Genomic DNA, 21,274 nt, shown 5'->3' with positions numbered 1-21,274 from the left:
GTCTCGCGGGGCGCGGGGCGCGGGGCGCGGGGCGCGGGGCGCGGGGCGCGGGGCGCGGGGCGCGGGGAAAATCGGTGGCGAGGGCGCGGGTCCGGCGCGGAGGATGCGCGTGTGATTGAGGCGTACCCGAAGCAGGTTCCTGTCCGTGCGGCGACTGCCGTGTGTCGACAGCGGCCGCTCCCGGGACGAGCCTCGACCCGGCACCGACTTCGGTGACCGGGGCGTTCCTCGCCGGTCTGGTCGCCGGCTACGGCGTCGCCATACCCGTCGGTGCGATAGCGATTCTCATTCTGGGGCTGAGCGCCCGTACCTCGTTTCGGGTGGGTGCGGCCGCCGCGCTGGCGGTGGCGACGGCCGACGGGCTCTATGCGGTGGTGGCTGTGCTCGGCGGCGCCGGCCTGGCCGGGATCATCGCACCGGTCGCCGGGCCCCTGCGGGTGGTCGCCGCAGTGGTCCTGCTGGGTCTCGCCGGGCACGGCCTGTGGCGGACGTGGTCCGCGCACCGCTCGCAGCGACCGCCGACGGCACGCGACGGTGGGGGCATGAGCACTCCGGGGCGGGCCTACGCGGCGCTGCTCGGGTTGACACTGCTGAACCCGATGACGGTGCTCTACTTCACCGCCCTGGTGCTCGGCCGCCGGGACACTGCCGACTCGGGCGTGGCCCCGGTGGCGCTCTTCGTGGCCGGGGTGTTCCTGGCGTCGGCGAGCTGGCAACTGGTCATCGCCGGCGGTGGCACTGTGGTCGGCCGGGCGTTGACCGGGCCGCGTGGACGGCTGGTCACCGGCCTGGTCTCCAGCGCGCTCATCGCCGCGCTGGCGGTGGCCGCGCTCCTGCCAGGCTGAACGGTCGCGGCAACGATCCGACGGCTCGGCCACCCCGGCCGAGGCCCGTCCGCGTCGCGTCGGCGGTGTCGCCGGGGGTGTCCCTGCGGGGCCCACGGGTCGCCCGGGGGCCCGGGTGTGCCCGCTGTGCCGTACGGTCGGGCGATGACCAGTCGACCCGCAGCCGGCGGAGGGCGGTGGGTCGAGGTCGACCCGGCCCGCGTCGGCCGCTGGGTCGAGGGCTTCGCCGACCGGCACGGCCCGCCCACAGCCAGCGCCCAGGAGTACGGCCTGCTGCTCGCCGCCCCGGACGGGGCAACCGCCGAGCTGTACGCCCCACCGGGTGCGCCGGGCGGCCTGGATGTGGCCGGGTTCGTGGCCGCCGCCGTGATGCCCCGCCGGATCGGCCTGCTGCTGGCCCGCAAGGGCGCGGTGGCGCTCGGGGTGGCCGAGGGCGGCGACCTCGTCGTCTCCAAGGTGGACACCCGGTACGTGCAGGGGCGCACCGCCGCTGGGGGATGGTCGCAGCACCGGTTCGCCCGCCGACGTGACAACCAGGCGAAGGCTGCGCTGGGCGACGCGGCGGACCTGGCCGTACGGCTGCTGTTGCCGCAGGCGTCGAGGTTGGCGGCCCTCGTCTGCGGCGGTGACCGGCGGGCTGTGGACGGTGTGCTGGCCGACCGGCGGTTGGCCCCGCTCGTGCCGTTGCGGGCGGAGCGGTTGCTCGACGTGCCGGAGCCCCGGCACGCGGTGCTGGTGGCGGCGGTGGGCGCGGCCCGGGCGGTACGGATCCTGGTGCGCGACCCCGACTGACCTCGGCCTTCACTGGCGGCGTCGGTGGGGAGACGATCGCGACCCAGAACGGGGTTCGCGGCGTGCTGCCCGCCCAGCCGTCGGAGGATGGGCGCGTGGAGTTTCTGGTTGACATGGTGACGACGGTGCCGCGGGGAACGTCAGACGACGGGGTCGCCGACATGCGCGCGCGGGAGGCGGGGCGTTCGGCCGAGCTGACGGCCCAGGGCAGCCTCCTGCGGCTGTGGCGGCCGCCGCTGGCGCCGGGGGAGTGGCGTACGTGGGGGCTGTTCCAGGCCGCCGACGCGGACGAGTTGGAGACGGTCCTCGCGTCGATGCCGCTGCGCGCCTGGCGGCGCGAGACAGTGACGCCGTTGACGCCGCACCCGAACGACCCCGGTCAGCCGCCTCGCTGAGCCTGGAGGCCGTCTGGGGCAGCTCGACAGGCGCGAAACGGGGCACGTCCGTCCAGCAGGGAGATCATCATGTCCGAGGCGCAGATTCTGCGTACCGTCCTCGACCGCTGGAAAGCGGCTGTCGACGCCCACGAGCCCGATCAGGTCGCGGCGTGCTTCACCGACGACGCGATCTTTCAGGGATTGCAGCCGTACACGGTCGGTACTGCCGGCGTCGCCGCCTACTACGCCGGGCAGCCGCTCGGCCTGACCGCCGCGTACGACATCCGGGAGATCCGCCGTCTCGCCGACGACGTGATCCTCGGCTACCTGGAGGTGGAGTTCGGCTTCACCGACCGGCCGGCCCTGACGGTCAACCTCGGCGTGCTCCTGCGGCGGGTCGACGACGGCTGGCTCATCGGCCACTACCAGGTCTCCCGGCTCACCTGACGCGGGAGCTTCGGCAGGAATGACGATCGTGGCAGGCCCGCCGAGGGGGCCTGCCACGATCTCGGGGCGGATGTCAGAGCTGGTCGGTGCCGAAGGTGTCGCAGGTCTTCGGGTCGCCGCGGTCGTAGCCCTGGTTGAACCAACGCTTGCGCTGCTCGGACGTGCCGTGGGTGAACTGGTCGGGGTTGACCTGCCCGCCGGAGCGCTCCTGGATGCTGTCGTCGCCGATCGCCTCGGCGGCGTCGATGGCCTGGCTGATGTCGGCGTCGGTGATCGACTTGAATAGCGGCTGCTGGCCGGTCTTGTCCTTGCTCTCGGTGGCGTGCCGGGCCCAGGCGCCGGCGTAGCAGTCGGCCTGGAGCTCCAACCGCACCGAGGCGGAGCGAGGCCCGCTCTGGTCGCCCTGGCCGGCCTTCGCGTTGGTGCCGAGCAGGTTCTGCACGTGGTGGCCGTACTCGTGGGCGAGCACGTACGGCTGGGCGAACTCGCCCTTCGCGCCGAACCGGGAGGCCAGCTCGTCGTAGAAGCTCAGGTCGATGTACACCTTCCGGTCTGCCGGGCAGTAGAACGGGCCGACACCCGAGTCGGCCTGCCCGCAGCCGGTGTTGACGGCCGCCTGGAAGAAGTTCGTGGTGGTGACCTCGTAGTCGCTCCTGCCCAGGTCGGGGTACGCCTTCTTCCAGTAGTCCTGGATGCTGTTGACGTAGAGCAGGTTGCGGCAGCGCGCGTCGTCGAGACGGTCGGGGTTTGTGGTGCCGCACACCTGATCCAGGTCACCGCCCCCAGCCTGGCCGCCGTCATCGCCGTTGGTCCTGGCGTTGAGACCGAACCCGCCGCCGAGCAGGGCGACGAGAACGGCCACCACGATGCCGATGATGCCGCCCCGGCCGCCGCCGCCAGGGATGGGGATGCCGAAGCCGCCGCCCGACCCGCCGCTACCCCGGCCCAGGTCTTTGGCCTGGGAGGTGTCGAGCTCGGCCCGCTCGTTGAGTTCCATGGTGACCCCGATCGCCGTATGCCGGTGAGTGTCTTTTGTGTGTCGTTTCGTCCATCGAGTGCCGGACGGGGTCCGGTAAGGCGTTCCGGTACCCGATGATCTTGATCGGTAATCCGGGCAGGCCGTTCCGCGGCGACCGGTACACTTGTCAGGTGCTGCGCTGCGAAGGCTGAACCGCCCCGCGCCGTCGGGCCCCTTGAGCCCGCCGGCCGTTTCGCGTGCCCCGAGTCAGCCTTCCAACCCCGAGAGCGAGCCCGCAACCATGATCACTGCCACCGGCCTGGAACTGCGTGCCGGTTCCCGGATCCTGCTGTCCGACACCACCCTGCGCGTGCAGCCCGGTGATCGGATCGGCCTGGTCGGTCGCAACGGCGCCGGCAAGACCACCACGCTGAAGGTGCTCGCCGGCGAGGGGCAGCCGTACGGCGGCCAGATCGACCAGCGCAGCGCCATCGGCTACCTGCCGCAGGACCCGCGCACGGGTGACCTGGAGGTCACCGGCCGCGACCGGGTGCTCTCCGCGCGCGGCCTGGACGTGCTGATGGCGCAGATGCAGGAGGTCGAGGCCCGCCTCGCCGAGGACGCCAACGACAAGCTGGTCCGTCGGTACGGCGCGCTGGAGGACCAGTTCGCGGCCCTCGGCGGGTACGCGGCCGAGGCTGAGGCCGCGCGGATCTGCGCCAACCTCGGCCTACCGGACCGGGCGCTCGCGCAGACCATCGGCACCCTCTCCGGTGGTCAGCGGCGCCGCATCGAGCTGGCCCGGATCCTGTTCCGTGACGCGGGCGAGAACGGCGGCGGCATCCTGCTGCTCGACGAGCCCACCAACCACCTCGACGCCGACTCGATCACCTGGTTGCGGGGCTTCCTCGCCAACCACAAGGGTGGCCTGATCGTGATCTCCCACGACGGCGCGCTGCTGGAGTCGGTGGTCAACAAGGTCTGGTTCCTCGACGCCACCCGGTCTGTCATCGACGTCTACAACCTGGGTTGGAAGGCGTACCTGGAGGCGCGCGAGACCGACGAGCGACGCCGCCGCCGGGAGCGGGCCAACGCGGAGAAGAAGGCCGGCGCGCTGATGGCGCAGGCCGACAAGATGCGGGCCAAGGCCACCAAGACCGTGGCCGCGCAGAACATGGCCCGCCGTGCCGAGAAGCTGATCTCCGGCCTGGAGGAGGTGCGGGTCGCCGACCGGGTGGCCAAGGTGCGTTTCCCCAGTCCCGCGCCGTGCGGCAAGACCCCGCTCACGGCGACCGGCCTCTCCAAGTCGTACGGATCGCTGGAGATCTTCACCGACGTCAACGTGGCGGTGGACCGGGGCTCCCGAGTGGCCATCCTCGGGCTCAACGGCGCCGGTAAGACCACCCTGCTGCGGATGCTCGGCGGGCTGCTCAGCCCGGACACCGGCGAGGTGCACGCGGGGCACGGCCTGCGGCTGGGCTACTACGCCCAGGAGCACGAGACGCTGGACGTGGAGCGGACGGTGCTGGAGAACATGCGCGCCGCCGCCGTCGAGCAGTCCGACACCGACCTGCGCAAGATCCTTGGCGCGTTCCTGTTCTCCGGTGACGACGTGAACAAGCCGGCCGGCGTGCTCTCCGGCGGCGAGAAGACCCGGCTGGCCCTGTCCACTCTGGTCTGTTCCGGCGCCAACGTGCTGTTGCTCGACGAGCCGACGAACAACCTCGACCCGGTCAGCCGGGAGCAGGTGCTCGACGCCATCGCCAACTACCCCGGCGCGATCGTCCTGGTCACCCACGACCCGGGTGCGGTGCTGGCGCTCAAGCCGGACCGCGCCATCCTGCTGCCCGACGGCGACGAGGATGCCTGGAGCGACGACCTGCTCGAACTTGTCGAGCTGGCCTGACCGAGGGGGCTCGGTCGGCTCTCAGCCGAGCAGCTCGGCCAGTCGGCCGAGCACGCCGGAGCTGACCAGGATCACCAGCCCGATGGCGATGAAGATCGTCGGCACCAGCCAGGCGCCGACGCGCTCGACCAGCCGGACCACCCTCCGGTGCCCGCCCAGCCAGGCCCCGACCACGCACCAGAGCCCGATCAGCAGCACGAAGACCAGCAGGAACACGGCACTGTCGGCGACACCGAGGGCCCGGAAGACGGGTACGTAGACAGCGACGTTGTCAGCGCCGTTCGCGATCGTCACCCCGGCTACGCCGAGTGCTCCGGTGACAATCGCCGGTGTCTCGTCGTCGCCCGAACTCCGCAGCGCGCGTACGCCGAGCGCGATCGGCAGCAGGCCGAGCAGCCCCGTCCACGGGTCGGGCACCACCAGGAGTCCACCCGCGATCACCGCGCTGGCCAACGCGAGCGCACCGATGCCGAGGTATTGCCCGGCGACAATCTGCCAGGTGCGAGGTCGGCCGGTGGTGCGGGCCGCGACGAAGAACAGCGTCAGAATGACGATGTCGTCGACGTCGGTGGCGGCGAAGACCACGGCCGCCGCGCCGGCGGTGCTCAACAGGTCGATCACGACCGAAGGCTACGGGTCGTCGGCAGCCGCCAGCTTTCGGCGGTGGTACGCGTGGATGCCGCGGCGGGCCGGATCGCCAGGATCACTCTATCGGGAAGCTGACATTGCATAGCGTGTCGGTTGGCGAAGAGTTGATATCTGGCGCATGATCGTCCGAGGCGGTCTAATAGGTGGGACCGTATCCGAACCGCACAGTCTGGGACGTGAGGACACAGCATGGCAGCCACTGGCACAGCCACCAGCACTGAGAAGGGTCGCCGGATCGTCGGAGCCGAGCGTCAGACGCTCGCCAAGGACCTGGTAAAGCGGTACACCTCGGGGGAGAGCATCCGCGCGTTGGCGGCCTCGACCGGCCGTTCCTACGGGTTCATCCACCGAGTGCTCACCGAGTCCGGCGTGCAGCTGCGTCAGCGCGGTGGCGCCCGGCGCCGCAAGAAGGCGTGACCCGCCCCTCAGCGTCGTCCACCAGCGCCGCGCCCCGGGACGTCCGGTGACCGCCGAGGCGACCGGGGTTCGGCTGACTTGCGACGGGCCGGTCGCCACGGTGACGTTGTGCCGGCCCGACGTGCTCAATGCCCAGACGCCCGCGATGTGGCGAGCGATGAGCGACTTCTCCCGTGACCTGCCCGGCGACGTGCGGGTGGTGGTGGTCCGCGGTGAGGGTCGCGCGTTCTCGGCCGGCCTCGACCTCGCAGTGGCGGGCGCCTCCGGCCCGGGGTCGTTCGCTGAGCTGGCCACGCTGCCTGAGCAGGAGTGCGCCGATCGCATCGCGGAGTTCCAGGCCGGTTTCACCTGGCTGCACCGGCCGGATGTCGTCTCCGTCGCAGCCGTGCAGGGCCACGCGATCGGTGCCGGCTTCCAGCTCGCGCTCGCCTGTGACCTGCGAGTGCTGTCCACGGACGCGAAGCTGTCGATGGCCGAGGTGACCCTCGGTCTGGTGCCCGACCTGGCCGGCACGAAACGCCTCGTCGAGCTGGTCGGGTTTTCGCGGGCGTTGGAGATCTGTGCGACAGGCCGCCGGTTGGACGCCGCCGAGGCGGACCGGATCGGGCTGGCCACCCTCGTCGTACCCCCGGCCGAGCTGGACGGCGCGGTGCGGGACCTGACCGCCGGCCTGCTCTCCGGGGCCCGCGACGCGGTGGTGGAGATCAAGGCGTTGCTCGCCGGTGCGGCCGGGCGGTCGCACGCCGACCAGCAGCGCGCCGAGCGGGAGGCGCAGACCCGTCGGCTGCGTGACCTCGCCGGTACTGGAGAATAGGTAAGGACCGCACGGGAAGATCCGGGTTACGACCGAGGTTGTCACACTCGTCGGGAGAATTGACCTGACGGTGCGGTCTGCCCGGCAACCCGGAGGTGAGCGATGTCCAACCCGATGTCCGGCGGTGGCATGGCCGGGTGGAGCATGCTCCGGTCGATGCGCAACAGCGACGAGGTCTCCACCCACCGGCTCAAGCGCGGGGTGGCCCGCCGCATCGTCGCCTTCGCCCACCCCTACCGGCGCGACATCATCGTCTTCCTGGCCACAGTCGTGTTGGCCGCCATCATCGGCGTGGCCACTCCGGTGCTCGCCGGTGACGTGATCAACGCGATCAACCGGGGCGGTGCCGAGGCCGGGCGACTCGTGGTGCGGCTGGCCCTGTTCATCGCCGCGCTGGCGGTCGCCGACGCGCTGCTGTCGCTGGCCCAACGATGGTATTCCGCCCGCATCGGCGAGGGCATCATCTTCAACCTGCGCACCCGGGTCTACGACCACGTGCAGCGGATGCCGTTGCAGTTCTTCACCCGCACCCAGACCGGCGCCCTGGTCAGCAGGCTCAACAACGACGTGCTCGGCGCCCAACGGGCGTTCACCTCCACCCTGTCCGGTGTGGTCAGCAACGTCATCCAGCTGGTGCTCACCGCGGCGGTGATGTTCACCCTCTCCTGGCAGATCACCGCGCTGTCACTGGTGCTGCTACCGATCTTCATCATTCCGGCCCGTCGGGTCGGTCGACGGCTGGCGGACATCACCCGCGAGGCGTACAACCTCGACGCCAAGATGAACGCGACAATGACCGAGCGGTTCGGAGTGGCCGGCGCGCTGCTGGTGAAGCTCTTCGGCCAGCCCGAGATCGAGGCCCGCCGGTTCGGCGACCGGGCCGAGCGGGTCCGCGACATCGGCATCCAGTCGGCCATGTACTCCCGCACGTTCTTCGTGGCGATGTTGCTGGTCGCCTCACTGGCGCAGGCGCTGACCTACGGCCTCGGCGGCTGGCTCGCGGTGACCGGCGGTGTCAGCGCCGGCACAGTGGTGACGCTAGCGCTGCTGCTCACCCGCCTGTACGGGCCGCTCACCGCGCTCTCCAACGTCCGGGTGGACGTGATGAGCGCGCTGGTCTCCTTCGACCGGGTCTTCGAGGTGCTCGACCTCAAGCCGGGCATCGTGGAGAAGCCCGACGCGGTGTCGGTGCCAGTGGGCGCCGGCCGGGTCGACTTCCGCGACGTGCGTTTCCGCTACCCGAGCGCCGCCGAGATCTCCCTCGCCTCCCTGGAGGAGGTCGCCACGCTCGACCGGACCGTCAACGAACCGGTGCTCAAGGGGGTCTCGTTCAGCGTCGAGCCGGGGCAGATGGTCGCGCTGGTCGGCCCGTCCGGGGCGGGCAAGTCGACACTGTCGATGCTCATCTCCCGGATCTACGACGTCAGCGACGGGCAGGTGCTCGTCGGCGGGGTGGACGTGCGCGACGCGACGCTCGCCTCCCTGCGCGACGAGATCGGTGTGGTCACTCAGGATTCGCACCTGTTCCACGAGACGATCGCCGAGAATCTTCGCTACGCCAAGCCGGACGCCACAGACGACGAGATCTGGGCCGCCCTGGCCGGGGCGCAGGTGGCCGATCTGGTTCGGGCGCTGCCCGACGGTCTGGACACCACAGTGGGGGAGCGCGGCTACCGGTTCTCCGGCGGCGAGAAGCAGCGCATCGCGATCGCGCGACTGCTGCTCAAGGCCCCGTCGATCGTGATCCTCGACGAGGCGACAGCACACCTGGATTCGGAGAGCGAGGCCGCGGTGCAGCGTGCGCTGTCGGTGGCGCTGGCCGGGCGTACCGCGCTGGTGATCGCGCACCGGCTCTCCACAGTGCGCGACGCCGACCAGATCCTGGTCCTCGACGGTGGGCGGATCGTCGAGCGGGGGCGCCACGAGGAGTTGGTGGCAGTCGGCGGGCTCTACGCCGAGCTGTACCGCACCCAGTTCGCTGTCGCCGACTCGCCCACCCCGTTTGTCGACGCGACCGGCCCCGAGCCGGTGGTCATGCCGCTGGGCACCTACCGTGCCGACGAGGTGCTGCCGCCCGCCGCCGCCAACTGACGTCTGCGCCGCGCTGATCAACTCCGGTTTCCGGAAGTCGGGGTGTCCTGGTCGCATCGACCACCCGACTTCCGTGAAACCGAGTCGATCAGGGGGCCGGTAGCTCGGTGGCCGCCCGTAACTCGGCGAACGCCAGGCCCAGGGTGACCGGGGTGAAGTGCGCGTTCAGGCCGCTGGGGTTGGGCAGCACCCACAGCCGGGCGCCGGCCAGCGACTCCGGCTGCGGCCCGAAGGCGGCCTTCGGCCGCTGAAAACCGATCCGGTACGCCGTCACCCCCACCACGGCTACCCAGCGCGGCCGGTACCGGGTCACCTTGTCGGCCAGGATCGCCGCGCCGTCGAGGAGTTCCTCGGTGCTCAGCTCGTCCGCGCGGGCGCTGGCCCGGGCGGCCATGTTGGTGATGCCGAGCCCGAGTGCGGGCAGCTCGTCCTGCTCGCTGGGGTGCAGCAGCCGGGGGGTGAACCCGCCCGCGTGCAGGGCGGGCCAGAACCGGTTTCCGGGTCGGGCGAAGTGCCACCCGGTCGCGGCCGACCACAGGCCCGGGTTGATGCCGACGAAGAGCACCTCCAGCCCCGGCGCGAGCACGTCGGGAATGGTCCGGTCGGCGGCGGCCGTCAGGTCCGCCCGGGTGGGCCGCGCTGTCCCGGCCGTCAGGTCCGCCCGGGTGGGCCGGGCTGTCCCGGCCGTCAGGTCCGTGCGGGTGGGCCGCGCGTTGATCGACTCAGGTTCCTGAAAGTCGGGGTGTCCTGGTCGCGTCAACCCCCCGGTTTCCTGAAGGCCGAGTCGATCAACGGTCGGGTCGCCGGACTGAGTGTTCTCGGGCGGCGTTGCCGAACGGGCACCTCGGGCCCGCTCGGCTGTCACAGCCCGCGCAGCGCGCCGCCGTCGACCGGCACTGTGATCCCGGTGAGGTAGCTCGCGGCGGGGGAGAGCACGAACGCGGCCACCCGGCCGAACTCGGCGGGGTCGCCGAGGCGGCGCAACGGGATGCTGGCCTCCGCGTCGGCGCGGGCGCGGTCCGGGTCGCCGGTCGCGGCGAAGAGTTCCCGGTTGCGGTCGGTCATGATCCGGCCGGGCAGCAGCCCGACCACCCGGACTCCACGCGGGCCGTAGTCGTCGGCGATGTCCTTGGCCGCACCGACCAGGCCGGGCCGTAGACCGTTGGAGATGCCCAGGCCGGGCACCGGGCCGCGAGCCGAGGTGGAGAGCACCAGGCCGATCGCGCCGCCGTCGGGCAGTGCGGCGGCGATCGTGCGGACCGCGCGGATGGTGCCCAGGAAGACGGTTTCGAAGGAGAGCCGCCACTGTTCGTCGGTGATCGCCGCGGCGTTGCCCGCCGGTGGGCCGCCGACCGAGATCAGCGCCCCGTCGAGCCGGCCGAAGTGTTCCTGGGCGGCGGCGACAAGCTGCCCCGGGGTCTGGGGGTCGGTCAGGTCCGCGGTCAGCCCGACGGCGTGCTCCGGGCCGCCCAGCTGCTGCGCGGCGGCTGCCACCGCGTCCGGGTCGCGGGCCGAGAGCACCACTCGTGCACCGTCGGCGACCAGGCTTTGCGCGGTCGCGTAACCCAGACCGCGGGAGGCGCCGGTGAGGACGTACACGCGGTCGGTCAGTCCGAGATCCATAACTCCGATCCTGCCGCATCCGGTACACCGTCGCCAGGACGGGTGGATACCCGTGGGGCGGGGCGCAGCAGGCGTACCCGGCCGGCGATCTGCACCGCGACGGCGCCGGCGGCGCGGCCCACCGCCGGCACCCGGCGCGGACGCGGCGCCCGAAGCCCGTCGTAGCGCAGGCGCGCCTCCCGGGTTGCCAACTCCTCGGCGGCGGCCGGGGGGAGCGTCTGCTGGTCGTGCAGCGCCCGGGCCAGATCCCAACCGTCGCGCAACGATCCGGCGGTGGGTCGCCGGGCGGCCCAGTCGGCGAAGGTGGTCGCCCACCTGTCACCGAGGCCGGCGGCGAGCAGTGGCCAGTGCCGGGCCACCTCACCGGCCCGTTTCCGCAGCAGGGCCGCGCGGGTGGCGGCCAGCGGCCCCGGGGCGAACCCCGGCGGGGGTGGCCCCGCGGCGACCAGCGCCGCGACCAGTTCGGCCTGCCGTTCGGCCAGCCCGGCGCGGGGTGTCGGCGCGCAGTCGCCGTCGGGTGCGCCCGTCATGTCACTGCCGGAAAGCCCGCAGCGGTGGCCAGGGCGTCCAGTTCGGCGCGGAGTTCGGCGGCCGGCGGGTAGTGACCGTCGCGCTCCAGCAGCAGAGCCGGCGGTCGCCGCCGGGCGCAGAGCGCGCCGACCAGCTCCAACACCGCCGTCGGCACCGGGTCGGTGTGGGTGTCGTGGTAGAGACCGCCGTGCTCCGCGCCGCCGGCCACGTGGGCGTACGCGACCCGCTCCAGCGGCAGGCGGTCCAGCAACGCCAGCGGGTCGGTGCCCCGGTTGCGGGCGTTGGCGTGCACGTTGGCCACGTCCAGCAGCAGCAGTGCCCCGGTTCGGTCGAGGATCTCGGTGAGGAAGTCCGCCTCGGTCAACTCGTCGTCGGGCCAGTCGAGCAACGCGGCGATCGGCTCCAGCGCGATCGGCACCGGAAGCTCCGCCTGTGCCCGCGCCACGTTGGCGCAGACCGCGTCCACGGCTTCCCGGCTGCGTGGCAGCGGCAGCAGGTGACCGGCCTCCAGGCCGCCGGCCCGGACGAACGCGATGTGTTCGCTGACCAGTGGGGCGTCCAGGCGTTGCGCCACAGCGGCCAGGTGGGCGACCCGGGCCGGGTCGACAGGTTCGGCGCCGCCGAGGGAGAGCCGCACCCCGTGCGGTACGACGGTCACCGCGCGGTCCCGTAGCCGTGTCAGACCGGGCGGGAGCGGCCCGGAGGCGGGCACCCCCTCGGCCACCACCTCGACGAAGCGCAGGCCGGGCAGTTCGGCCACGAAGCCGGCGATCTCCGGACGCCAGCCGATGCCGATGCCGGACGGGCCGGTCATCCGCCGCACCCGCCGCCGCCCCCGCACCCGCCGCCTCCACCGCCGCAGGAGCTGCCGCCGTCCCCACCGGAGCTGTCCCCGCCGCCGGAGGATCCGTCCGAGCCGCCCGTCCAGCCGCTGCCGGAGGCGGCCTGGCGCTGAATCTCGGCCTGCTCGGCGAAGCCCGGGTCGAGTGCCCAGAGCGTGGCGGTGCCGTACAGGGCCACGCCCATCGCCGCGCCGGCCGCTCCGTAGGTGGCGTAGGCGGGCGCGGAGGCCGGCGCGAGGTGGGTGTGCTCGCGGCGGACGCCGCGTAGCGCGGCTCGACCGGCGCGGGTGAGCATGGGCGCCCGGCGCAGCACCAGCGTGACGATCAGCAGCGTGACCACTGTCAGCAGCAGGTAGCCGACCGGGTGGTCGTTGAACAGGCCGGAGAACAGCCGGAGCACGCCGAGGCCCAGCAGGGCGATCAGGATCGTGGTCCAGAACCGGGCACGGGCGCGCTGCGCGTCGTCGGTGAGCAGCCCGCGCTGCGCCAGGCCGTTGCGGATCTGGTGCAGCGCGACGCGTACGCGCTCGTCCCGCGGCAGGTCCCCGACCCGCGAGTGCTGGTGCGCGGCCCAGTGGATGGCCTGCTCGAGCGGGGTGAGTCCGCTGGGTGCGGGGCCGCTGGTGGTCAGCCGGCGGTCCGGTCGTACGCCGATCGCCCCGCTGCCGCGCAGCCCGCCCAGCGCCGCGTGCACAGCGAGCTGAGGGCCACCGTTGAGGTAGGCGACCTGCTGCGGCCCGAGTGGCTCGGCGGTCATGGCAACCATCGACCCGGTTGCGAGACGGACCCGGTAGTAGACGGCGATCGCCACCACCAGGATGGCCGCCGCGATGTAGTAGCGGAGGAAGGTTGGGCCCGAGATGCCCCAGGTGTCGCCGGACGCTGCGTGGACGTTCATCGACTGCTCCTGTCACCGGAGGGATCGGCGGCCCCATTGTGGAGCAGCCTCGCCACGGGCTTCCGACCGGTGTGCGAGCGGTCAGTGGCGGCGGACCGCCTCCTCGACGAGGTCGAGCACCGGGCCCAGGTCACCGGCCGGTCGGCCCATGGCCAGGTGCAGCACCAGGCCGTCGTAGGCCAGCTCCAGGAACTGGGCCAGCACATCGATCGGTACGTCCTCGCGCAGCACCCCGGCGTCGCGCTGGCGGGCCAGTCGGTCCCGGGTCGCCTCCGCGATCGCGGCGGACCGCTCCGCCCAGCGTCGGGCGAACGCCGGGTCGGTGCGCAGCCGCCGGGAGACCTCCAGTTGGCTGCCCAGCCAGCCGGTGGTGTCCGGCGAGACGGCGCGGGCGAGCAGATCGCGCATCACCTGCACCAGACCGTTGCGGGCCACCGTCTCGACCATCGCCGCGGCGTCGTCCTCGGCGACGGCGAGGAAGAGTGAGTCCTTGTCGCGGAAGTGGTGGAAGATCGCGCCACGGGACAGGCCGGTGGCCTCCTCAAGGCGGCGTACGGTCGCCCCCTCGTAGCCGAGCCGTGCGAAACACGCCCGGGCCGCGGCGAGGATCTCCTGCCGGCGAGCGTCGAGCTGGTCCTGGCTTACTCTGGGCACACGTCGATCGTTGCAGGTCAGCCCGGGGCATGCAAACCGTACGTACGGCTTGGGATGTGGCCGTTTACCATCGCCCGGTGACCCAGCCCCGCACCCTGCCCAGCTCCCCGCTGACAGTGGCCGCCATCCAGGCCACCCCCACGCCCGGAGACGTCGCCGGCAACGCGGTCATCGCCGCCGACCTGGTCCGTCGAGCCGGCGAGCGGGGGGCCCGGCTGGCCGTCCTGCCGGAGCTGTTCCTCTGCGCGTACCACCCGCCGGTCCTCGCCGCCGACCCGGCCGGCACGGACGTCGCGGCCGATCCGGCCGGGATGGTCGCGGATCCCCGGCTCGACCCGCTGCGGGCGGCGGCGCGCGAGACCGGCGTCAGCGCGCTGGTCGGCGCGGCGGTCCGGCACCCGGACGGTCGGCGGACCATCGCGGCGCTGGTGGTCGACCGGACCGGCGAGGTGCGGGTCGGGTACGACAAGCAGCAGTTGTGGGGCGACGAACGGGAGCTGTTCACTCCCGGCGAGCGGGGTGCCACGCTGCTCGTCGACGACTGGCGGATGGGGCTGGGCATCTGCTACGACGGCTGTTTCCCCGAGCACGGCCGGGCCGCAGCCCTCGACGGCGCACACGCCTACCTGTGCCCCAGCGGATACCTTGCCGGCTCCGAGCACCGCCGGGATCTGTACTACGCGGCCCGTGCCCTGGACAACACGATGTTCGTGGTCTTCGCCAACGCGGTCGGCGGTGTCGACCCGTGGCGGTTCAACGGCGGTGCGGCCGTCTACGACCCCGAGGGGCGGGTACTGGCTCGCGGGGCGGACGACGGCACCGCGGTGCTCGTGGCGACGCTGGATCCCGTCGTGCTCGCGGCCACCCGGACGGCCCACTCGATGCTCGTCGATCGGCTGACGGACCAGGGCGGCCCGCGGCTGTCGATGCCTGGCTGAGCCCTTCGTCAGGTCGATTGCCGCCGCATCTGTTGGCGGACACGTCGGTCCCGTAGGGTGCCCGAGTGCCACTGCTCCTGCTGGACCTGGACAACACCCTGCTGGATCGGGCCGGGCCGTTCCGCCGCTGGGGTGAGCGCTTCCTGGACAGCATCGGCGCGCCCTACACCGACATCGACTGGCTGATCTCGATCGACGCCGACGGTCTGACCGACCGCTGGGACCTCGCCGACGCCATCCGGGACCGTTACGAGCTGCGCATTCCCTCGATCGACCTGGTCGAGGAGCTGCACGACGGGGTGGTGGCGCAGACCCGGCTCGACCCGCTGACCGCCTGCGCGCTGCGGATCGCCGACGACGCCGGCTGGGTGCCGGTGGTGGTCTGCAACGGCACCGTGCGCGTCGAGGACGCCAAGATTCGCCAGACCGGGCTGGACCAGTACGTCGCGGACTGGGTGATCTCCGAAGAGGCCGGCGTCAGCAAACCCAACCCGAGGATCTTCGCGCTCGCCGCCCAGCGGGTCCGGATGCCGCTGCGGGGGGCCTGGGTGATCGGTGACAGCCCGGAGGCGGACATCGGCGGCGCCGCCGCCGTCGGGCTGCCCAGCGTCTGGCTGCACCGGGGGCGCACCTGGTCGGACGTCCGGTTCGCGCCGAGCCGCACGGTGGACGGGTTGATCGCCGCGGTCGCCACAGTCCTGGCCCGCTGAGGGTTTCCGCGCTGGCGATCGTGCGTCCGAGCGGCCGTTCGGGTGGCGCTCGGTAATTCGGTTGACCGGCGGACGTGGTGGTACGAGCATTGTCCGCGCATGGTGCATCCCGGGCGTGTGCCCGGTCGAGAAGAGGGGGTCGGTCATGGCCGTCTTTGCAGGTCGCTTCCAGCTGCCGATCTCAGTCTCGACCAAGGGAACTTCACCACAGTGCGCGATCATGACCTTCCGGCGCTTGAGCGCCGAAGCCGCGGCAAGAGCCGCTTCGACGACGACGAACCGCAGTTTCTGAAGCGCGGGCGGCCCACCGAGCCGCTCGCAGACCCGGACAGCGAGCCCGACCCGGACACCGGCGAACGCTGGTCGTCCTGGGACGACGCTGTGCACGGGCCACAGCCGCACCCCGCCTGGCTGGTCACCGAGTTGGCCGCGAAGGACACCGAGCTGGGTGTGCTGAAGACCGGTAAGGAAGCGGACGTCCACCTGGTCCGTCGGGCCGTGCCGGACACCGACCGGTCCTGCCTGCTCGCCGTGAAACGCTACCGCGATCCCGAGCACCGGTTGTTCCATCGGGATGCCGGCTACCTGGAGGGCCGTCGGGTGCGCCGGTCCCGGGAGAACCGGGCGATGGCCGGCCGGACGGCGTTCGGCCGGCAGATGATCGCCGGGCAGTGGGCGGCGGCCGAGTTCGCCGCGCTGAGCCGGCTCTGGGAGATCGGTGCCGGGCACGACCGGATCGCTGTGCCGTACCCGGTGCAGGTCCGGGGCACCGAGCTGATGCTGGAGTTCGTCGGTGACGCCGAGTCGGGCGAGGCGGCACCCCGGCTGGCCCAGTTGCGGCCCGGCCCGGCCGAGTTGCGTGACCTGTGGTCCCAACTGGTGGAGGCGCTACGGGTGCTGGCGCGGGCCGGCTACGCGCACGGAGACCTGTCGCCGTACAACCTGCTCGTGCACCAGGGTCGGCTGGTCGTGATCGACCTGCCGCAGGTGGTCGACGTGGTGGCGAACCCGCAGGGGCCGGAGTTCCTGGCCCGCGATGTGCGGGTGGTCGGCACCTGGTTCGCTGCCCGGGGTCTCCCCGCCGAACAGGTGGACCCCGGCATGTTGACCGGAGAGCTGCTGCACGAGGCGGGCCTGCGCTGATCGGAGCGGGTCGGGCGGCCACACCGCCCGACCCGCGACGTCGGCTATTGCAGGTAGCGCTCCACCTCGGGCTTGGGGCGTTCGCCCTGGGCGTCCGGGTCGCCGTGGGTCTCCCGGGCGGCCCGTCGGCGGCGCAGCAGATCCCAGCACTGGTCGAGGGACTCCTCCAGGGCGCGCAGTCGCTCGCTGGCCTCGCCCTCGGTGCCCGACTCGTGGGCCTGGGCGTCGGCACGCAGCTTGTGTTCCTCGTCGACCAGCTCGGAGATCCGGTTCAGGATGGTCTTGTCGTCCATGCCACAGAGCCTGGCACAGGGTGCCGGGCATCGCCCGGATTCGGGGGTACCGGTGCGTCCCGGGTCACCGACCCGCACCGGCCGGCCCGATGCCGCCCGTCGGGTGCCGATGCCGCAGCCGGGTCGACGGCCTGCGGCCGATCCGGCCGTCGCGCTGGTTGGTCGGACCACCCGGCGTAGAGCTTCGCCTTCGTGTCCACTCAGGACGCGACAGGAACACAAACATCGATGAGTGTGCGTTCGCTTAGATGGAAATCGCGCCGTCCGCAAGTCTGGAGGTGCTCCTCGATTGGTGAGATGCTTCCGTCGGCCCAGAAGGTGAAAGTTTCATCAACCTGCCCGACCGAAGTGGATCGCTTCGGTCGCCGGGACGACGAGGAGACGTGGTTCGATGTCACAGGTGTCCGAGGCGCGCCCCGCCACCGTCAGCACCGAGCCCCGGACAATCCCGTTACGACGCGCGCTGCCGGCACTGGTCCGCGATCCGCTGGGCGCGCTCGTCGACTTCGCTCAGGACGCCGACGGCGAGGTCATCCGGCTCAACCTCGGCTCGTTCCGCCCCTATCTGGTCAGCCATCCTGAGCACCTGCAACGCGTGCTGCGGGACAACGTTGCCAACTACACCCGGGACGGCGACGGGTTGCTCTGGCGACCCGTTCGTCGGATCGTCGGTGACGCCATCCTGGTCGCCGAGGGTGAAGTGTGGGAGTCCAGCCGAGGCGCGCTGCAACCGTTGTTCACCGCGAAGCGGGCCGAGACGCTCGTCGACAAGATGGCCGAGGCGATCAACGAGGCGGTCGACGAGTGGCTCGAACCGGCCCGCACCGGTCGCCCCATCGACGGCGGCGCCGAGCTGACCCGGATCGTCCTGCGCACCACCATGCGGGTGCTCTTCGCCGACCGGATCTCGGTCCCCGACGCGCTGCGGATCAGCGCCGCGTTGGACACCGTCACCACCGCGATGCTCCCCCGACTGCTGATGCCCGCCGTGCCGTACGCGGTGCCGATGCCCGGCGACCGGCCCTTCCGCGAGGCGGTGCGCACCATCGACGAGGTGGTGCTGCCGATCATCCGGGAGGCCCGGGCCCGTCCCACCGACGGCGACGACATCATCTCCACCCTCTGCCGGCCGCGCGCCGACGGCAGCGAACCCGACGAGTACGCGATCCGCGGCGACGTCGTCGCGATGTTCTCCACCGCCACCGAGACCACCATCGCCCTGCTCTCCTGGCTCTGGCCGGTGCTGGCGTCCCGCCCCGACGTGGCCGAGCGGATGACCGACGAGATCGAGCAGGTGGTCGGCGCCGAACGGGTCGGCCGTGAGCACCTGCCCCAGCTGCGCTACGGCCGGATGGTGCTCGACGAGATGCTGCGGCTCTACCCGGCCGGCTGGATGATCCCGCGCACCGCTGTCGGCGACGACGTGCTGGGCGGGGTGCGGATCAAGGCCGGCGGCACCGTGCTGGTCAGCCCGTACGTGACCCAGCGGATGTCGACGTTCTGGGACGACCCGACGCTCTTCGACCCGGAGCGGTTCGCGCCGGAGCTGCCCCGGCGGCGCTACCGCTACTCCTACTTCCCGTTCGGCGGAGGCCCGCACCAGTGCCTCGGGCAGTACCTGTTCCTGCTGGAGGCCCAGCTCATCGTCAGCACCGTGCTGAGCCGCTACCGCTTCCGGCTGCGCGAACCGGTGGACCTCACTCCGCGGATGGGCGCCTCGCTGCAACCCAAGCAGCGCGCCCAGGTCATCCTCAGCCCGGTCGAGCGCCCGGCCGCATCGTGACGGCGACCCCGCGACCGGCGCGGGCCGGTCAGGACGCGGTCGCCGAGCAGGGCCGGGTGTGCGCACTCGCCGTGCGGGGCGTACGCGACCTGCAGGATGTCACCGCCGCGCACCCGGAGCTGTTCGACGCCGCGCCGTTCGACCCGGCGCTGCTCAGCTCGGTGGCCACCGCCATCGCCTTCACCGCGCCGTGGCACACCGCCGCGGAGCTGCGGATCACCACCCGTACCCTGCTCTGGGTCTTCGCCGCCGACTGGCAGGTCGACTACCTCGCGCGGTCCGTCGACGACGTTCGGACGGTGGTCACCGACTGCCTTGCGGTGGCCGACGGCGCGGTGCCCCCACCGGGGCGCCACCTCGCCCGGCTGCTGGCCGACCTGCGCGACGAGCTGGCCACCGTGCCGGCGTTCGCCCGGCTGCGCCCGATCTGGCGCGACGAGCTGGCGCGGATGTTCGCCGCCGTGGCGCGAGAGTGGGACTGGAAGAACCTGCCGACCGACCCGACCACCGGGCGGCGTCTGCCGGACCTGGACCGCTACCTGGACAACGCGGACAACCTCGCCTGCTCATTCGTCAACGTCACCCACTGGATCGCCACTGGCGACGAGAAGACCCTCGCCCAGTTGACCGATCTGCTGGACGCCGGACGCGGCGTGCAGCGGGTGCTGCGGCTGGTCAACGACCTCGCCACCCAGGGGCGCGACGCCGAGTGGGGTGATCTGAACGCCCTGTCGCTGGTCGACGACCCGGCGCAGGTGCACGACCGGCTGGCCGAGCTGACCGCCCGGTCCCGGGGGGACCTGGCCGCCCTCGCCGAGCGGTGCCCCCGCCAGGCGGAGTACCTCAACCGGCAGATCTCGTTCACCGGCGGCTTCTACCAACTGTCGGACTTCTGGGGGGAGCGCGATGAGTGACGGCGGCACCCGGGTGTTCGCCGACGCGGAGACCGCCGCCGACCCGGTCGCGGACGCCGCCCGCGAGTTGATCGCCGGCCTGGCGCTGCGGCCGTGGGGGCAGGTCGCCCCCTCGGTGTACGAAAGCGGCCGGCTCGTCGCCGGTGCGGCCTGGCTGCCGGGACACCACCAGCGGATCGGGTTCCTGCTGCACGAGCAGCGCCCGGACGGCGCGTGGGGCCCACCCGAGGGGTACGCCCTGGTGCCCACGCTCAGCGCCACCGACGCTCTGCTTGCGGCGCTGGCCGACGGGTGGGCCGGTGCGGACCTGCTCGCTCCGGTGGCACGCGGACTGGACGCGCTCACCGGCCGGCTGCTCGCCACGCACGCGCGGGCGTTGCCGGACACCCCGGCGCTGGACCTCATCGTCCCCGCGCTGGTCGAGTCGATCAACGGCCGGTTGACACTGTTGGACCGGGCGACCGCCGAGCGGCTGCCGCGCCCGCCGCTGGCGCTGCCCGCCGGGCTCGGGTCCGACCGGCTGCGCGCGGTACGCGCCGCGGTTGCCGCCGGGGCGGCGCTGCCGACGAAGCTGGCCCACTTCTACGAGGTGCTGGACGCGACACCGGTCGACGCCGGACCGACAGTGACCGCCGTCGGCGCGTCGCCCGCAGCGACAGCGGCCTGGCTGACCACCGCCGGCCCGGACGTCAGTCCCACCGCGCACGCCTTCCTGCGGGAATTGATCCGCGAGGCTGGCGGGCCGGTGCCCTGCCCGACCCCGATCACCGTGTTCGAGCGCGCCTGGGTGCTCAGCGGGCTGCGCCGCGCCGGTGTCCTGGTCAATCCGCCCGAGACCGTGCTGCGCACCCTGGCCGCCGCCACCGGCGCCGAGGGCGTCGCCACCGGCGAGGGACTGCCGACCGACGCCGACACCACATCGGTCACCCTGGACGCGCTGGCCCGGCTCGGCCGCCGCGCCGACCCGGCCGGCCTGTGGGCGTACGAGACGGCGGACGGGTTCTGCACCTGGCCGGGGAGCGAGGACGGCTTCTCGGTCACCACCAACGCGCACGTGCTGGACGCGTTCGGTCAGCACGTGGCCGCACACCCCGACGCGGACGCCCGGTACCACCGGACGGTCGATCGGCTCAGCGCCGTGCTGCCGGCACACCAGCTCGCCGACGGTGCCTGGCAGGACCGGTGGCACGCGTCGCCGTACTACGCCACCGCCTGCTGCGTGCTGGCGCTTGCCGAGTTCGGGCGGGGTGCGGCCGCCGCCGAGGCGGTGGACCGGGCGGCCGGCTGGGTGCTGAACAGCCAGCGCGCGGACGGCTCGTGGGGGCGGTGGGACGGCACCGCCGAGGAGACCGCGCACGCCCTCCAGGTGCTGCTGGCGGTGCCGACGACGGTGCCCCGGGTCGACGACGCTGTGGCCCGTGGGCACGCCTACCTGCACGATTCCGCCAACCGGAAGCACCGTCCACTGTGGTACGGCAAGGAGCTGTACTGTCCGACAGTCATCGTTCGCGCCGCGGTGCTGGCCGCCTGCCGTCTCGCCGGCCTCCGGAGCACCGGGGTGGACCGATCGGTGGTGGATTGCGGTTACCAGTCAACAAAAACAACAACTTGAGGGGTTGTGTGGACACTGCTAGCGTACGCAGAGCCTCA

23 protein-coding genes are annotated in these 21,274 nt (G+C 72.4%); 14 read left to right on the top strand and 9 right to left on the bottom strand.

Annotated features, from left to right (window positions below):
- The first annotated feature begins 212 nt into the window (after positions 1–212).
- From MED01_RS28305 to MED01_RS28290, 4 genes are all read left to right on the top strand, one after another.
- Positions 213–845 carry a LysE family transporter gene (locus tag MED01_RS28305; RefSeq protein ID WP_238671563.1) on the top strand — a complete coding sequence of 211 codons (633 nt, stop codon included), beginning with the start codon at positions 213–215 and terminating at the stop codon, positions 843–845.
- A gap of 144 nt (positions 846–989) precedes the next feature.
- Positions 990–1,637, top strand: coding sequence for an acVLRF1 family peptidyl-tRNA hydrolase (locus MED01_RS28300; protein WP_238671557.1), 648 nt, complete (start codon positions 990–992; stop codon positions 1,635–1,637).
- 95 nt (positions 1,638–1,732) lie between these two features.
- Positions 1,733–2,032, top strand: coding sequence for a muconolactone Delta-isomerase family protein (locus MED01_RS28295; protein WP_238671556.1), 300 nt, complete (start codon positions 1,733–1,735; stop codon positions 2,030–2,032).
- Positions 2,033–2,101: 69 nt separating this feature from the next.
- Positions 2,102–2,461: a YybH family protein gene (locus MED01_RS28290; RefSeq protein WP_238671555.1), complete on the top strand. Its 360-nt coding sequence runs from the start codon at positions 2,102–2,104 to the stop codon at positions 2,459–2,461.
- Between the two features lie 73 nt (positions 2,462–2,534).
- On the opposite strand, the gene ypfJ is transcribed toward MED01_RS28290, so the two are convergent.
- Positions 2,535–3,458, bottom strand: a complete 924-nt coding sequence (gene ypfJ / locus MED01_RS28285) for a KPN_02809 family neutral zinc metallopeptidase (RefSeq protein ID WP_238671554.1) — start codon at positions 3,456–3,458, stop codon at positions 2,535–2,537.
- 262 nt (positions 3,459–3,720) lie between these two features.
- Between ypfJ and MED01_RS28280 the strand changes: the two genes are divergently transcribed.
- Positions 3,721–5,325 (top strand): ABC-F family ATP-binding cassette domain-containing protein, encoded by a 1,605-nt coding sequence (locus MED01_RS28280; RefSeq protein ID WP_091403713.1) that lies wholly within the window; start codon positions 3,721–3,723, stop codon positions 5,323–5,325.
- A 21-nt stretch (positions 5,326–5,346) separates the two neighbouring features.
- Here the strand turns inward: MED01_RS28280 and MED01_RS28275 are convergent, their stop codons facing one another.
- On the bottom strand, positions 5,347–5,946 hold the full coding sequence (locus MED01_RS28275; protein ID WP_238671553.1) for a cadmium resistance transporter: 600 nt from the start codon (positions 5,944–5,946) through the stop codon (positions 5,347–5,349).
- 216 nt (positions 5,947–6,162) lie between these two features.
- Between MED01_RS28275 and MED01_RS28270 the strand changes: the two genes are divergently transcribed.
- From MED01_RS28270 to MED01_RS28260, 3 genes are all read left to right on the top strand, one after another.
- Positions 6,163–6,390 carry a helix-turn-helix domain-containing protein gene (locus MED01_RS28270; RefSeq protein ID WP_007462679.1) on the top strand — a complete coding sequence of 76 codons (228 nt, stop codon included), beginning with the start codon at positions 6,163–6,165 and terminating at the stop codon, positions 6,388–6,390.
- A 46-nt stretch (positions 6,391–6,436) separates the two neighbouring features.
- The gene (locus MED01_RS28265) at positions 6,437–7,204 is read left to right on the top strand and encodes an enoyl-CoA hydratase/isomerase family protein (RefSeq protein WP_238671552.1); all 768 of its coding nucleotides are present in this window, start codon (positions 6,437–6,439) and stop codon (positions 7,202–7,204) included.
- 114 nt (positions 7,205–7,318) lie between these two features.
- Entirely contained in the window at positions 7,319–9,295 is a 1,977-nt protein-coding gene (locus tag MED01_RS28260; RefSeq protein WP_238671562.1) for an ABC transporter ATP-binding protein, read from the top strand.
- Positions 9,296–9,383: 88 nt separating this feature from the next.
- Here the strand turns inward: MED01_RS28260 and mug are convergent, their stop codons facing one another.
- The 6 genes from mug to MED01_RS28230 all read right to left on the bottom strand — a co-directional run bounded on the left by mug (position 9,384) and on the right by MED01_RS28230 (position 13,843).
- Positions 9,384–9,986 (bottom strand): G/U mismatch-specific DNA glycosylase, encoded by a 603-nt coding sequence (gene mug / locus MED01_RS28255; RefSeq protein WP_238671561.1) that lies wholly within the window; start codon positions 9,984–9,986, stop codon positions 9,384–9,386.
- A gap of 170 nt (positions 9,987–10,156) precedes the next feature.
- A complete protein-coding gene (locus MED01_RS28250) occupies positions 10,157–10,918 on the bottom strand; it encodes an SDR family oxidoreductase (RefSeq protein ID WP_238671551.1) in 762 nt (253 codons plus the stop codon).
- Entirely contained in the window at positions 10,903–11,448 is a 546-nt protein-coding gene (locus tag MED01_RS28245; RefSeq protein ID WP_238671550.1) for an SCO6045 C-terminal-like domain-containing protein, read from the bottom strand. The genes MED01_RS28250 and MED01_RS28245 overlap by 16 nt, the downstream gene beginning before the upstream one ends.
- Positions 11,445–12,263: an MbnB/TglH/ChrH family RiPP precursor modification enzyme gene (locus MED01_RS28240; protein ID WP_238671549.1), complete on the bottom strand. Its 819-nt coding sequence runs from the start codon at positions 12,261–12,263 to the stop codon at positions 11,445–11,447. The genes MED01_RS28245 and MED01_RS28240 overlap by 4 nt, the downstream gene beginning before the upstream one ends.
- Positions 12,260–13,189 (bottom strand): TIGR04222 domain-containing membrane protein, encoded by a 930-nt coding sequence (locus tag MED01_RS28235; protein WP_238671548.1) that lies wholly within the window; start codon positions 13,187–13,189, stop codon positions 12,260–12,262. Before MED01_RS28235 ends, MED01_RS28240 begins: the two co-directional genes overlap by 4 nt.
- A gap of 81 nt (positions 13,190–13,270) precedes the next feature.
- Positions 13,271–13,843 (bottom strand): TetR/AcrR family transcriptional regulator, encoded by a 573-nt coding sequence (locus MED01_RS28230; RefSeq protein ID WP_091403732.1) that lies wholly within the window; start codon positions 13,841–13,843, stop codon positions 13,271–13,273.
- 77 nt (positions 13,844–13,920) lie between these two features.
- On the opposite strand from MED01_RS28230, the gene MED01_RS28225 reads away from it, so the two are divergent.
- The 3 genes from MED01_RS28225 to MED01_RS28215 all read left to right on the top strand — a co-directional run bounded on the left by MED01_RS28225 (position 13,921) and on the right by MED01_RS28215 (position 16,634).
- Positions 13,921–14,781 (top strand): carbon-nitrogen hydrolase family protein, encoded by an 861-nt coding sequence (locus MED01_RS28225; protein WP_238671547.1) that lies wholly within the window; start codon positions 13,921–13,923, stop codon positions 14,779–14,781.
- 65 nt (positions 14,782–14,846) lie between these two features.
- Entirely contained in the window at positions 14,847–15,491 is a 645-nt protein-coding gene (locus MED01_RS28220; protein ID WP_238671546.1) for an HAD family hydrolase, read from the top strand.
- A gap of 210 nt (positions 15,492–15,701) precedes the next feature.
- The gene (locus MED01_RS28215) at positions 15,702–16,634 is read left to right on the top strand and encodes a serine protein kinase RIO (RefSeq protein ID WP_238671545.1); all 933 of its coding nucleotides are present in this window, start codon (positions 15,702–15,704) and stop codon (positions 16,632–16,634) included.
- A gap of 44 nt (positions 16,635–16,678) precedes the next feature.
- Here MED01_RS28215 and MED01_RS28210 read toward each other — a convergent pair whose 3' ends face one another.
- On the bottom strand, positions 16,679–16,927 hold the full coding sequence (locus MED01_RS28210; RefSeq protein ID WP_091403743.1) for a DUF2630 family protein: 249 nt from the start codon (positions 16,925–16,927) through the stop codon (positions 16,679–16,681).
- Between the two features lie 445 nt (positions 16,928–17,372).
- Here MED01_RS28210 and MED01_RS28205 point away from each other — a divergent pair, with 445 nt between their 5' ends.
- Genes MED01_RS28205 through MED01_RS28195 form a run of 3 tightly spaced genes read left to right on the top strand, consistent with a single transcriptional unit; the run spans position 17,373 to position 21,236 of the window.
- Entirely contained in the window at positions 17,373–18,710 is a 1,338-nt protein-coding gene (locus MED01_RS28205; RefSeq protein ID WP_238671560.1) for a cytochrome P450, read from the top strand.
- On the top strand, positions 18,707–19,624 hold the full coding sequence (locus MED01_RS28200; protein WP_238671544.1) for a terpene synthase family protein: 918 nt from the start codon (positions 18,707–18,709) through the stop codon (positions 19,622–19,624). Before MED01_RS28205 ends, MED01_RS28200 begins: the two co-directional genes overlap by 4 nt.
- The gene (locus MED01_RS28195; RefSeq protein ID WP_238671543.1) at positions 19,617–21,236 is read left to right on the top strand and encodes a prenyltransferase/squalene oxidase repeat-containing protein; all 1,620 of its coding nucleotides are present in this window, start codon (positions 19,617–19,619) and stop codon (positions 21,234–21,236) included. Before MED01_RS28200 ends, MED01_RS28195 begins: the two co-directional genes overlap by 8 nt.
- Positions 21,237–21,274: the final 38 nt, after the last annotated feature.

Source organism: Micromonospora alfalfae, assembly GCF_022230925.1.
GTDB classification, from domain to species: domain Bacteria; phylum Actinomycetota; class Actinomycetes; order Mycobacteriales; family Micromonosporaceae; genus Micromonospora; species Micromonospora alfalfae.
This window is presented reverse-complemented; position numbering and strand designations above follow the sequence as displayed.